This is a genomic window from Bradyrhizobium sp. SYSU BS000235, from assembly GCF_049747295.1.
In the GTDB taxonomy this organism is placed as follows: domain Bacteria; phylum Pseudomonadota; class Alphaproteobacteria; order Rhizobiales; family Xanthobacteraceae; genus Afipia.
In genome coordinates, this window is the sequence record NZ_JBMHJM010000001.1 from 3,685,197 (window position 1) to 3,698,319 (window position 13,123).

Annotated in this window: 13 protein-coding genes; 10 read left to right on the plus strand and 3 right to left on the minus strand. The window is 60.1% G+C overall.

The window, feature by feature from the left end:
• Positions 1-14 precede the first annotated feature (14 nt).
• The 6 genes from ACP0KA_RS17165 (at position 15) to ACP0KA_RS17190 (ending at position 4,995) form a co-directional block, all read left to right on the plus strand.
• A complete protein-coding gene (locus ACP0KA_RS17165; protein ID WP_424629942.1) occupies positions 15-914 on the plus strand; it encodes an NAD(P)-dependent oxidoreductase in 900 nt (299 codons plus the stop codon).
• Between the two features lie 58 nt (positions 915-972).
• Positions 973-1,806 carry a 3-keto-5-aminohexanoate cleavage protein gene (locus tag ACP0KA_RS17170; RefSeq protein ID WP_424629943.1) on the plus strand — a complete coding sequence of 278 codons (834 nt, stop codon included), beginning with the start codon at positions 973-975 and terminating at the stop codon, positions 1,804-1,806.
• Between the two features lie 171 nt (positions 1,807-1,977).
• Complete coding sequence (locus tag ACP0KA_RS17175) at positions 1,978-2,487, plus strand: VOC family protein (RefSeq protein WP_424629944.1); 510 nt, start codon at positions 1,978-1,980, stop codon at positions 2,485-2,487.
• A gap of 86 nt (positions 2,488-2,573) precedes the next feature.
• Positions 2,574-3,731 carry an acyl-CoA dehydrogenase family protein gene (locus ACP0KA_RS17180; RefSeq protein WP_424631639.1) on the plus strand — a complete coding sequence of 386 codons (1,158 nt, stop codon included), beginning with the start codon at positions 2,574-2,576 and terminating at the stop codon, positions 3,729-3,731.
• 7 nt (positions 3,732-3,738) lie between these two features.
• Positions 3,739-4,278 (plus strand): flavin reductase family protein, encoded by a 540-nt coding sequence (locus ACP0KA_RS17185; RefSeq protein WP_424629945.1) that lies wholly within the window; start codon positions 3,739-3,741, stop codon positions 4,276-4,278.
• 15 nt (positions 4,279-4,293) lie between these two features.
• A complete protein-coding gene (locus tag ACP0KA_RS17190) occupies positions 4,294-4,995 on the plus strand; it encodes a TetR/AcrR family transcriptional regulator (protein ID WP_424629946.1) in 702 nt (233 codons plus the stop codon).
• Here the strand turns inward: ACP0KA_RS17190 and ACP0KA_RS17195 are convergent.
• From ACP0KA_RS17195 to ACP0KA_RS17205, 3 genes are read right to left on the minus strand one after another with little or no spacing between them, the layout of a single operon-like run.
• Positions 4,963-5,952, minus strand: coding sequence for a Gfo/Idh/MocA family protein (locus ACP0KA_RS17195; protein ID WP_424629947.1), 990 nt, complete (start codon positions 5,950-5,952; stop codon positions 4,963-4,965). The genes ACP0KA_RS17190 and ACP0KA_RS17195 overlap by 33 nt on opposite strands.
• 35 nt (positions 5,953-5,987) lie before the next feature.
• On the minus strand, positions 5,988-6,863 hold the full coding sequence (locus tag ACP0KA_RS17200; RefSeq protein ID WP_424629948.1) for a polysaccharide deacetylase family protein: 876 nt from the start codon (positions 6,861-6,863) through the stop codon (positions 5,988-5,990).
• 24 nt (positions 6,864-6,887) lie between these two features.
• A complete protein-coding gene (locus ACP0KA_RS17205; RefSeq protein ID WP_424629949.1) occupies positions 6,888-7,991 on the minus strand; it encodes an LLM class flavin-dependent oxidoreductase in 1,104 nt (367 codons plus the stop codon).
• 106 nt (positions 7,992-8,097) lie between these two features.
• Here ACP0KA_RS17205 and ACP0KA_RS17210 point away from each other — a divergent pair, with 106 nt between their 5' ends.
• From ACP0KA_RS17210 to ACP0KA_RS17225, 4 genes are all read left to right on the plus strand, one after another.
• Positions 8,098-9,039, plus strand: a complete 942-nt coding sequence (locus ACP0KA_RS17210; RefSeq protein WP_424629950.1) for a LysR family transcriptional regulator — start codon at positions 8,098-8,100, stop codon at positions 9,037-9,039.
• 298 nt (positions 9,040-9,337) lie between these two features.
• On the plus strand, positions 9,338-10,219 hold the full coding sequence (locus tag ACP0KA_RS17215; protein ID WP_424629951.1) for an FAD binding domain-containing protein: 882 nt from the start codon (positions 9,338-9,340) through the stop codon (positions 10,217-10,219).
• Positions 10,216-10,701, plus strand: coding sequence for a (2Fe-2S)-binding protein (locus ACP0KA_RS17220; RefSeq protein ID WP_424629952.1), 486 nt, complete (start codon positions 10,216-10,218; stop codon positions 10,699-10,701). Before ACP0KA_RS17215 ends, ACP0KA_RS17220 begins: the two co-directional genes overlap by 4 nt.
• Positions 10,698-13,088 (plus strand): xanthine dehydrogenase family protein molybdopterin-binding subunit, encoded by a 2,391-nt coding sequence (locus ACP0KA_RS17225; RefSeq protein WP_424629953.1) that lies wholly within the window; start codon positions 10,698-10,700, stop codon positions 13,086-13,088. The genes ACP0KA_RS17220 and ACP0KA_RS17225 overlap by 4 nt, the downstream gene beginning before the upstream one ends.
• Positions 13,089-13,123 lie beyond the last annotated feature (35 nt).

Here is a 13,123-nt window from a genome sequence, read left to right on the forward strand (position 1 = left end):
GAGAGTGAAATCACATGGATAAGGTCGTCGGTGTCGTTGGCATTGGGATTATGGGCACCGCCATGGCGCGCAATTTGCGTCAAGCGGGTTTCACGGTTGTAGGATACGACCCTGTTCCCGCCGCGTGCGCGCGGTTGCAGGACATGGGTGGGCAAGTGGCTGCCTCCCCACGCGCGGTGGCGGAAGCCGCGCCCATTATTCTGATGTCGCTCCCCAATGCGGGGGCCCTGACGGACACCATCAGTGGTGCTGACGGCATCGCCGGTGCGGCCGGGACCGGCCAGATCGTCATCGAATGTTCGACGCTTCCGATGGATATCAAGCGCGCCGCGTTTGACGCGATGGCGAATGGCGGCAAGATCCTGCTCGATTGCCCGATCAGCGGCACCGGCGCGCAGGCCGTCAACAAGGATCTCGTTATTCTCGGCAGTGGCGACAAGGCAGCCTTCGACCGCTGCGCCGATGTCTTTACCGGCATGTCACGTGTTCAGCACTACCTCGGGCCGTTCGGCAATGGCAGCGTGATGAAGTACATCGCCAATCATCTGGTCACGATCAATAATGTCGCCGCGGCCGAAGCGATGATGCTGGGCATGAAGGCCGGGATTGATCCAGGCGTCGTCTACAACACGCTCGCCGACAGCGCGGGGACGTCGCGCATGTTCCAGATGCGTGGGCCTTTGATGCGCGATGAAAATTACGACACGCCGACAGCGACGATCCGGATGCAGCTCAAGGACATTTCCATCATCGATGCGTTTGCAGCCGATCTTGGTTGCGCCTTGCCGGTCTACGCCGCGGCATCGCAGATCTATCACGCCGGTAAAGCCCTGGGGCGCAAGGAGCAGGACACCGCTGCTGTCTGCGCCGTGCTCGAGACCATGCACGGGTTTGAGCGCAAGAAGCCCGCGTAACGCGCGGGCATTCTTGATCGATCCATCCTGACTTTTTATCTTACGGAGACAAGCCAACATGGCTGATCTGGCGATCATGGTGGCGCCGAACGGCGCCCGCAAAGGCCACGCCGACCATCCCAACCTTCCAATCACGATCGAAGCCACCGTGAAGGATGCGCTCGAATGCCAGGCCGCCGGCGCGCAAGCCATTCACCTGCATGTACGTGACGATCAGGGCAAGCATACACTCGATGCATCGCTTTACCTCGCGGCGACGGATGCTGTGCGGAAAGCGGCGGGGCCGGATTTTCCCATTCAAATTACGACTGAGGCCGTAGGTATGTTCAAGCCGCACGAGCAGATCGCTGTGGTGAGGGCCGTGAAGCCGGAAGCCGTCAGCATCGCCACGAAGGAATTGATTCCGGATGCGGGCGAAGAGGCTGCAGCTGCAGAGCTCTATCGCTGGGCCTATAACAACAAAATCGCCGTGCAGCACATTGTCTATGCTCCAAAGGAATTCGATCACCTGCTTGATCTGATCAAGCGCGGCATCGTTCCGGGAGAGCGTCATTCGGTCATCTTTCCGCTCGGTCGCTATGCGAACGATCAGGAAAGCGATCCGGCAGAACTGGTGCCGTTCGTGTCCAGGGTTCAGGACAATGGCGGCGCCGCGCGGTTCGACTGGTGGGTGTGCGCCTTCGGTGCCTCGGAAACGGCGTCACTGGTTGCGACCGCCGCGCTCGGCGGGCATTGCCGCATCGGGTTTGAGAACAGCTTTATCAACTCTGACGGCAGCCGTGCGGCAAGCAATTCTGAGCGCATCAAGGACCTGCGGGCAGGGCTCCATGGCATCCGCCGTCCACGTTCCGCACGGGCTGACATCATGCGGGCGCTCGGCAAGCCCGAGTAGGGTGAATCAAGCCTTTCTGAACATGCACGAAAATTGAGCTGACGGCCGGCGACGTGCTGCACGAAGTTTGTGCGGTGCATCGTCGGCCATTTTGCTTGCATTCCGGCCCGGATCGAATTATTTATCGGGTGATAAAATAAGTAATGCCCGCTAACGTCTGGGAGTGCAGGTATGAAAGTCCTCGGCTTCAACCATCTGTCCATTGGTGCCAAAGATCTCGAAGAGTCGGCGCGCTTTTATCAGGCCGTGCTGGGCATGGAGCTGATTCCGACCTACAATTTCGGCTTCAAAACCAAGTATCTTCGCTGCGGTAATTTGCAGCTTCATCTGTTCGAGCTTGAAGACAGTATTCCCCTGTATCAGCATTTCGCGGTCGACGTAGACGATTTTCACGCGGTGTACGAGAAGGCAAAGGCCCTCGGGGTGCTTGATGCCAAGGCTTTCCGCAATCCGGTGAACGAACTGCCGGATGGTTGTGTGCAAATGTATCTGCGTGATCCCGCGGGTAACCTGGTCGAGGTCGATTGGCCCGATGTGACTACGCTGGACCGGTCGCGGATTCCGGAGATGAAGCTGTTGTCGGAGTTCGCGACACAGGACGATGAGGGGCTGAAGGCGTCCTTGTATCTTGATCGTCCGCATATGAAGCCCGACCTTACCAAAAAGTCCGCAGCGAGCTAAGGCCCAGGGAGAGACTGATGTCAGGGACCATCCACAAGCTCGATGCTGATCGGCGCGCGAGCGGTCAAGATGCCGCTTACACCGAAATGCTTGAGCGCGCTCACGCCCTCGTTCCGAAGCTGCGCGAACGGGCGTCCGTCACCGAAGAGATGCGGCGGCTGCCGCCCGAAACCGAGCGCGAGCTTCATGAGGCGGGTCTGTTTCGCATTCTTCAGCCGAAGCGCGTTGGCGGATCGGAACTCGATTACGTGGCACTGGTGGATTTCGCGGACGTCATCGCGCTGGCCGATGCGTCGGTGGCCTGGAACCTCGTCAACCTTGCGAGCCATCACTGGATGCTCGGCATGTTCGACAAGCGGGCGCAGGACTTGATCTGGAATGAAGACGTCAATGCGCTGATCGCATCGTCCTTCATCTTCCCGGCAGGCCGCGCCAGGAAGGTCGCGGGCGGCTACACCTTGTCGGGCCGCTGGCCGTTCTCGTCGGGTGTGAACTCCAGCACGTGGAATATGCTCGCCGGCATTGTGTCTTCCGATGACGACGCCGATGGCGTCGAGTATCGCATCTTTCTGCTCAAGCAGGACGATTACCGGATCATCGACACCTGGAATTCAACGGGCCTGAAAGGCACAGGGTCAAACGACGTCGAAGCCAAGGATGTGTTCGTGCCTGATCACATGACTCTGGCGGTGCGTGATGTCGCCGGCGGTCCGACGCCGGGAAGCACTGTCAATCCCGGTGCGCTCTATTCATTGCCGGTGTTCGCGCTGTTCGCCTTCGTTCTGTCCGGCGCGGGACTCGGCAACGCCCAGGCTTGCCTGGATGACTATGTCGATATCGCGAAGCACCGCGCTTCGACCTACAACCGCGCCAAGCTCGGCGACCTGCAGACGACGCAGATCAAGATCGCGGAAGCTTCCGCAAAGATCGATGCAGCTCGGATGATCATGCGCCGCACCTGCATCGACGCCATGGCGGATGCACGCCGAGGCATCATCCCCAAGCTGCCTGAGAAGACCCGCTATCGGCGCGACGGCGCCTTCAGTGTCAATCTCTGCACGGAAGCGGTCTCCTTGCTGTTCGCGGCCAGCGGCGCGCGTGGGCTTTACACAACCGGCGTGCTCCAGCGTCAATTCCGTGACGCGCATGCCATCAACGCGCACATCGCCTTCAGCTTCGATGCTGCAGGCACCAATTACGGCCGCGTGGCGCTCGATCTTCCGTCCGAAAACCTGACATTGTGAGGAGCGGATGGCAGTTAAACCGCAACATCCGACCGAGCACGGGAACGAACTGGCGAGCGACAGCTCGTCGATCGATCCGCGGGATTTCCGCAATGCGCTCGGGTCTTATGCGACCGGCGTGACGGTGATTACGGCTGCGGCGGAGGATGGCACGCTGGCGGGGCTGACTTGCAATTCCTTCGCCTCAGTGTCGCTCAACCCGCCGTTAGTGCTGTGGAGTCTTGTGACCTATTCGCCCAGCATGAGCATCTTCCAGAATGCGAGTCATTTTGCGATCAATGTCCTTGGCGCGTCTCAGCAGGCGCTGGCCAAGCAGTTCGCGACCCCGTCCGATGACAAGTTCGCCGGGGTGAATTGGCGGCCGGGGCTGGGGAATGCGCCGGTGCTGGCCCATGCGGTTGCCACATTTGAATGCCGCAGCGCCGACCGGTATTACGGGGGTGACCACGTAATTTTTCTTGGTGCCGTCGAAAGCTATGCTTACAACCGTACCGAACCGCTGCTCTTCGCGCAGGGGAGATTCGGTCGCTTCGTTCCCGAGGCATAACTCCAACGGGTCTTCATGAAAAAGAAACCATCGTCGACAGTTGCGCGGGTCAAACAGAAACGACTGTCGCCGGAAGACCGGCGTCAGGAGTTCGTGCGCAAAGCGACGGAGTTCTTTTCGGAAGAGGGCTTTAACGGCGGCACCCGCGAACTGGCCCGCCGGCTGGGCGTGACGCAACCGCTCCTCTATCGCTACTTCCCGAGCAAGGAAGAGCTGATCAAGGAAGTGTACAACAAGGTCTACCTTGAGCCGCTCGAGAACGGCTGGGAAAAGCTTCTCACCGACCGGTCTCGCCCTGTCAGGGATCGGCTTTTACAATTCTACGAGAACTACACCGACGTGATTTTCAGCCGGAAGTGGCTGCGGATCTATCTGTTCTCAGGTTTGAAGGGCCTGGACATCAACCGTTGGTATGTCGGCGTGGTGCGGGACAAGATTCTCAGCCGCATCATCAAGGAATGCCGGCACGAAGCGGGGCTTCCAGCCCAGAGCAAGCCTTCCGCAGCCGAGCTGGAAATGGCGTGGGTTTTCCACGGCGGTATCTTCTATTACGGCGTGCGCCGATTCATCTACGAGATGCCCGCGCTGCAGGACAAGCATGAGGTTATCGCCAACGCGGTCGATGGCTATCTGGCCTCGTTTCCGCGCATGAACGGAAACGGGACCAAACGCTCTGTTGCGAAATCAAATCGCCTCAATGCGGCCGCTGACCGCTGATTTCTGAATAGCCTCGAACGTCCGAACATTCGCAAGCATCTGCTCATAAGGTACGGGATATTGCCCTTTGCCTTGGGCTGCACGACTGAAAGCTTCCAGATTGTCGCGTACCGCCGGATGCGGCTGATAGTACGCCGTCTCCGGAGCCTGGTCGCGGCGAACGCGTGTCACATCCCATCCGGTCGGATTTTCGGGATGGGTCCGGTCGCGGATTTCCATCCAGCCCTTCGAGCCCAATAGCGCCAGCCGCCCCATGAACGGCGTCGCCAGCACGGCGTTCAGCGTGGCGGTGGCGCCGCTCTGGAAGCCGATGGTGATCGAGAGCGTGTCGCCGTTGGCGAAGTGGCTGCCGAGGGTGGCGAGCCGTGCCCAGACGTGGGTGGGCGTGCCTAGCATCGAGATCGACAAATCGACGAGGTGAATGCCGGTGGCGGACAGGGGGCCGGCTGGATTCACATCCTTCGACAACCGCCAGTTATCAGCCGGCAGGTTGAGGAATTTGTCCTGGCTGAAGTTTCCTTCCAGCACGAGTGCGTTACCGAACTCACCGTCCGCGAGTCGCTTCTGCATCTCTATGACGGCTGGCTCGAAGCGACGTTCATGGCCGATGCCGAGCTGCACCTTCGCCTGCCGAACGGCAGCGATGGCACGTTCAGCGTCGGCCGCCGTAGTGCATAGCGGCTTTTCGCAGAACACGTGGCGTCCGGCTTTCGCCGCAGCTTCGATCTGTCCCGCGTGGTGATCTTGCGGGGTGCACAGGATGACAGCCTCGATGTCCTGACGCGCCAGCGCGTCTTCGAAGTTCGGCGCGGTCTCGAGGCCAAGTTCTGCAGCCTTGGCGCGCATCGGTTCGAGAGGATCGATGCCTAGCACAGGCTTGATGACGTCGCTTGAGGCGAGGCTGCGGGCAATGATTTGTCCCCACCAGCCCAGCCCGACGATAGCGGCCCGGATCATGTACTCATACTCCACAGAAAGATTAGAACTTGAGATCAGACCTTGGCCATCTGGCCGCGATACCAATCGCCGATCTCGCTCGCAGTCATCAGCGCAACGCCCTCATGGCTGACGACGTAGTCGAGAAGTTGTTCGAGATACTTGATCCGGTGCGGGACGCCCGTGATGTAGGGGTGGATCGAGATCGCCATCACGCGGGCGTTGTCGTTGCCTTCGAGATAGAGCCGGTCGAACTGATCCATGCTCCGTCGCAGGAATTGATCCGACGGCATGTGGTGCAGGGCATGCACGACGATATCGTTGGTCTCGACGGTATAAGGAATGGTGGTGATCGTGCCGTGCGGCGTCGCGATGTCCTGCGGGAGATCGTCGATCACCCAGTCCGCGACATATTCAACGCCGTTGAGACGCAGCAGATCGAGCGTCTCTTCGGTCTCGGTGAGGCCGGGGCTTTCCCATGACCGTACGGGCTTGCCTGCGAACTTCGCGATGGTATCGATGGCGCGTTTGATGGCGTCGCCCTGATTTTCCACCTTGTGCATGGGGCCCTGCAGGAAGCCGTGTCCCATGAACTCGAAACCCGCCTCCCGGGCGGCCTCCGCGACACGTGGATAGGAGTTGCAGACGTTGCCGTTGATGGCGAGTGTAGTCGGAATGTTTCTGTCGGTCAGCGCCTTCATCTGACGCCAGAAGCCGGCGCGCATTCCGTATTCATGCCACGACCAGTTCGGCACGTCGGGCAGCAGCGGCTGTCCCATCGGCGGACTAAGCACGGTGCGCGGCATGTTGTTTTCGATCCGCCATTCCTCGACATTGAGGATGACCCAGACGGCAAGCTTTTTGCCGCCTGGAAGCGTCAACTTGGGACGATCGATCAGGGCTTGATAGGGAACGCGATCAGAGAGAGCCACGGGAAATTCCTGTTGTTCTTGTCGTTACTCTGCGGCTTTCTGCTGAGGCGAACTGGCATTAACCAGCGGCAGAACCTTTTCTGCCGCCAGAATCATGGATTTGCGTCCAAGATCCCGGTCTTTCCAATCCTTGCCGGCGTAAAGCAGCGTGCCAAATGTGCCGACTTCTTCCTGGAAGGCAAGTATCTGATCTGCGACGCTGTCCGGCGTTCCGTAGATGATCAGCTTTTCGCAGATCATATCCAACGTCACTTCGTCGTCAGGCTGATCGCGGCGCGTCTTGAACAGTTCGATGCGTCCGTTCTTTTTCAGTTTTGTGAACAGCGAGCGGTAGTAGTTCACATAAGGACCATTCGGGTCCAGCGCATAGGCTTTGGCGGTGGCGGCATCGTCCGCCACGAACACGCTTTTGGCGACGCGCCAGTTGGCGGGGTCCGCAGCGCGGTTGCCGCGTTCACAGCCTTCGACATATTTCGGCCAGTGGCTCTTCACCCATGCGGGCATCAGGAAGTTCGCCGAGATCGGGTCCCAGCCGCGGATGGCTGCTTCAGTGACGCCCTTGGAGAAGGGCGCGACGGCGGTGACGACAATCGGGGGATGCGGGCGCTGCAACGGCCGAGGAATGTAGCCCTGGCCGATCTCCGGCATCTGCGTCCGCTCGGTCGACACCGTCCAGTATTTGCCCTGCAGGTTATAGGGCGGCTCGCCCGACCAGATGTTGAGCACGTGATTGATGGCCTCGACGAACATCTCATTGCGGTTGGCATCGAGGTTGCCGAACAGTTCCGCGTCCGACAGCAATCCGCCGGGGCTGATGCCGAAAATGAATCGCCCGTCCAGCATGTGATCGAGCATCGCGATATTGGCGGCGATGGCAGCCGGATGTTGGTTCGGCATGTTCACCGTGCCGGTTCCAAGCTTGATCTGCTTGGTGGCCGCGGCAATCCAGGCGAGGAAGGTCACGCAGGACGTGATGTTCTCGGCTTTGTCGGTGACGTGTTCGCCGACATAGGCCTCGGAGAAACCCAGCTCGTCCGCCAGCAAAAAGGCTTCGCGATCTTCCGCCAGGGTCTGGCGCCAGTCCTTATCGAGAGGGTGGATCGGCATGGTGAAGAAGCCAAGTTTCATAATGTATTTCCCACGGTAAGAGCTTGTTGCCCCAAGACTAGCGATTGTGAGCTATTAGAAAAATGATTATTCCTACTTGTTCGCATTATAAAAGTTGATGGGAAAAATGGTCTCGCTGCGCCAGATCAATTCGTTCGTCGCCGTGTATGAGGAGGGCTCGTTCACCGCCGCGGCCGCGCGGGAAGGGGCGACGCAGTCCGGGATCTCCCAGCACATCAAGCAGCTGGAGTCCGAACTCGCGGTGCTGCTGTTCGAGCGCAATGGGAGAGACGTCGAGCCGACACTGGCGGGCAAGACCTATTATCGTGAATGCGTCGAGGTGCTGAAGAAACTCGAAGCCGCGCACCAAAGCGTCGCCGTCAATCGGATTCACGGTGCTATCCGGGTCGGCCTGATGCCGACCTTTACCCGGTCGATCCTGGCGTCGGCTTTGGACAGGTTTCTCAATTCCGCGCCGGGGTCGGAGATCAGCGTCACCGAGGCCTACTCCGGTGTTCTCACCGACATGATCCTGAAAGGGGACCTGGACTTTGCGGTGGTACCCGCTTTCGAGGGCGCGGTCGGCATATCGCACCGTCTTCTCGCGCGGGATCGGGAGATGCTTGTCCGTGCCAGGAAGGGCAGGCGAAGCCGCCAGGACTTAACGCCGGTGCGGTTGGCTGAAGCCGGGCCGCTGAAGGTGGTGCTTCCGGGCCTCCAGAACACACGCCGCCGCAACATCGAGACCTACTTCGCCACCAACGGCGTCACCGTCGCGCAAAGGCTGGAGCTCGACGCCATGATGGGCACGCTGCAATTTGTCGCAGCGAGCGATTGGGTTGCCATTCTTCCGTTCCTGATGATGGTGTCTGACTTCGACAGTGGTGAGTTCGACGTCAGGCCGCTGGAAGATCCGCCTTTCTTTTCCGAGTTCGTTTTGATTGAACCCGCGCGCAAGGTGATGTCGCCGGCCGCAGCGCTCTTTGCCGACATCCTGAAAACCGAAGCGGAGCAGGCGCAACGGATCTTTCGCGAGCGCTTTGGTGCATCTGGCATGGCCCGAAAGTAGGGTCTTTAAAAAAAAGACCGATGGGTCTCTTTTCATGTTGCAGTGCGACAAATTTCAAATTGGTAATTTGTCGCAGAGCAATCATGCGGATAATTTGCTTTGAATCCCTGCGAGTTGCGCGGTGCGGGCAATGCGGCAAAGCGTTCATTTGTCATTCGTGATTCATTCATCGTGTTGGCGCTTGGAGCCGAAACACGAAATAATCGTTCGATAAACAAGCTTGACCTTTTGAGGCCGGCACCGTCTAATCCGCGCCGAAGCCCTGAGAGTGAAAACGAGGCGAGGGAGGCCTGCCGGAATGAAAGCTGCGGCTTTCAGCTATACGCGTGCATCGAGCGTGACCGACGCTTTGAACTTGCTTGCACAGTATGGCGATGACGCGAAGGTTCTGTCCGGCGGGCAGAGCCTGATGCCGGCATTGAACCTGCGGCTCTCTTCCCCTGCCTGGATTGTCGATATCGGTGCGATCCCGGAATTGCGGGGTGTCTCGGTCGCCGGCCAGATCCTGCGGATCGGCGCGCTGACGCGCCACGTCGACATCCTCAAATCGTCCGAGATTGCTCAGCATGCGCCGCTTCTGAACGAGGCGATGGCGCATGTCGCGCATCCGGCTATTCGCAACAAGGGCACGCTCGGCGGAAATCTGGCGCACGCCGATCCTGCTTCCGAAATGCCCGCCTGCGCCATCGCGCTCGATGCAACGATCGTGGTTCAGGGCCAATCCGGCGAGCGGCGCATCCCTGCAACGGATTTCTTCACCGGGATTTACGAGACGGTTCTTGCGCCCGGTGAGCTGCTGGTCGCAGTCGAGTTGCCAGTGAAACGGCCGCACTCCGCGCACTTCTTTCATGAATACGCACGGCGAAAAGGCGATTACGCCATGGTTGGCCTCGCGGCAGCCGCCGTCCTTGATGGAGATCAATTTGCCGAGCTTCGCCTCGGCTTCTTTGCAGTTGGCGAGAAGCCGTTGTTGGCGACAGCGTCAAAGCATCTCATCGGCAAGCCGGTCACGGCCGCCGTGCTGGCGGAAGCGCAGTCTGCACTCGATGACGAGCTTGATCCGCAGGAGGATCAGCAAGCAACCGCCGGCATGCGCCGTTATCTTGCACGTCAGCTGATGGCGCGATGCGTTGCCGATCTGCTGGGCCGTCCGGAACTCAATGCGGGAACGGCCGCATGACAGCTCCGGTGGCGATCTCGCTCACGGTGAACGGCGAGCGCGTGGATACGCATGTGCTTCCACGGCTCAATCTTGCGGATTTCCTGCGCGAGCAGTTGAGTCTCACGGGCACCCATGTCGGTTGCGAACACGGCGTGTGCGGCGCGTGTACCGTCCGCGTCAACGGCGACATCGTGCGCGCCTGCCTGTTGCTGGCCGTGCAGACTGAGAACGCCACCGTGGAGACCATCGAAGGTTTGTCCGACAGCGGCGAGATTGCAGACCTTCAGGCGGCGTTTCGAGAGCGCAACGCGCTGCAGTGCGGCTACTGCACACCCGGGATGTTGATGGCGGCGCAGGATATCCTGGCGCAGGACCTCGATGCGGATCGCGACCAGATTCGCGAGCATCTGTCGGGCAACTACTGCCGCTGCACCGGCTATCATGCGATTGTCGACGCTGTGGAAGCGACGGCGAAGGCGAGAAAGGAGTTGCGGCGATGAGCAATTCCGATCGCACACCGGGCCTGTCAGTCTTGGACCGTCCGAATTCCTACATCGGCAAGACGGTTCCCCGGCCCAATCTCGAGCGGCTGACACAGGGACGTGGTGAATACGTAACCGACTTGGTGCTTCCGCGGATGGCGCATGTCGTTTATCTGCGTTCTCCCTATGCGCATGCGAAGATCCTCGGCATCGACGCGACTGAAGCAAAGGCGATGCCGGGCGTCATCGCGGTGGTGACCGGCGCGGAACTCGCCAAGGTGATCTCACCGTGGGTTGGTGTCCTGTCGCATCTGAAGGGACTGAAGTCCGCGCCGCAGCACGCCATCGCCATCGATCGTGCGTGCTGGCAGGGTGAGGCGGTGGCCGCCATCATCGCGACAACCCGTGCGCTGGCTGAAGACGCGGCTGAACGGGTCATCGTCGATTACGAAGAACTCGCGCCGGTCACGGACATGCGCACCGCGCTCGATCCCGAGACGCCGGTGATCCATGACGGTCTTGGCGACAATCTCGCCTTCGAGCGCAGCCTCGATGCAGGCGCCGTCGATCAGGCGTTCGCGGATTCGGACGAGGTGATCGAAACGGAGTTCGTCTTCGGTCGCCACACTGGCGTGACGCTCGAACCGCGCGCCGTGCTTGCGGATTGGAATCCCGGCAACGGGCGCCTGACGGTCTATCTCGGCACCCAGGCGCCGCACATGGTGCAGAACCTCGTTGCCAAGCATCTGGAGCTCGACGAAGCTCAGGTTCGAGTGCTCTGTAAGGATGTCGGCGGATCGTTCGGCATCAAGGTCCATATCTATGCCGACGAAATGGCGACCTGCGCGCTGTCGAAATTGCTGCGCCGTCCCATCAAGTTCGTTGCGGACCGCGTTGAGAGCTTCAACACCGACATCCATGCGCGCGATCACGTCTGCAAGGGCCGCATCGGCGTCAGCAAGGATGGCACGATCAACGCATTCGAGATCGATGACCTGACCGGTATCGGTCCGTATTCGATGTATCCGCGCACCAGCGCGATCGAGGCCAATCAGGTCGTCAATCTGGTGGGCGGTCAATATACGACGCCGAACTATCGCGCCCGCACCCGCGTTGTGTTCCAGAACAAGAACGTCACGTGTCAGTATCGCGCCGTCGGTCATCCGATCGCCTGTTCGGTCACCGAAGGGCTGGTGGATCTGGCCGCGCGGCGGATCGGCATGGACCCGATCGAAATTCGCCGCCGCAATTTGATCCGCGACGATGCCTATCCCTGCGGTTCGCCGTCAGGTTTGAAATTCGAGGCGCTCTCACATCACGCATCTCTCGACAAGCTGATATCCATGATGGATTACGGCGCGCTGCGCGCCGAGCAGGCGGAATTGCGCAAGCGCGGCATCTATCGCGGGATCGGAATTGCCAGCTTCATCGAAGTGACCAATCCGAGCGCTGCATTCTACGGTGTCGGTGGCGCGCGGATTTCGTCACAGGATGGCGTTGCAGTCCGGATGGATTCCACCGGCCGCGTCATTTGCCAGACCAGCCTCACCGAGCAGGGCCAGGGTTCGGAATCGCTGACGGCACAGATCGTCGGCAGCGTACTCGGCGTCTCGATGGAGCGTGTGCGCGTTATCCTGGGCGATACCGACAACACACCTTACGGCGGCGGCACCTGGGCCTCGCGCGGCGCGGGCATCGGCGGTGAAGCGGCGCTGCAGGCCGCCAAGGTTTTGCGCAGAAACATTCTCGATGTGGCCGCGGCTATCCTGCAATCGAAGCCCGAAGCACTGGACATCGTCGACAACTCTGTCGTCGATCTCGAGGGTGGCCAGCAGCGCATCGAATTGAACGAACTGGCGCGGATCGTTTACTTCAGGCCCGACACGCTGCCGCCCGGTTTCCAACCTGAAATGATGGCGACGCGTCACTATGTGCCGCGTGACTACGGATTCGCTTTCACCAACGGTATTCAGGCCTCATGGCTCGAAGTTGATGTGCAGTCGGGCTTCGTCAAGTTGCTCAAGCATTGGGTGGTGGAAGATTGCGGCACAGTCATCAACCCACAGCTCGTGGATGAACAAATCCGCGGCGGCGTGGTACAGGGATTGGGCGCCGCGCTCTATGAACACTGCATTTACGACGAGCGCGGGCAGCTGACCAACGCCAACATGGCGGATTACCTGGTGCCGATGGCCGGCGAGATGCCGGATATCGCGGTGGGCCATGTCATTTCCCCTACGCTCGAATCAGAGTTAGGTGCGAAGGGAGCTGGAGAGGCGGGGACGGCTGGCGCTGCTGCGGTGGTGACCAACGGCGTCAACGATGCGCTATCGCCATTCGGCGTCGAAATCACGGAAATCCCGTTGACACCACGGGTCATTCTAACTGCGCTCGGGCGCATCTGAGCGAAGTTTCACAGGACAACAAGCGATCACTTACG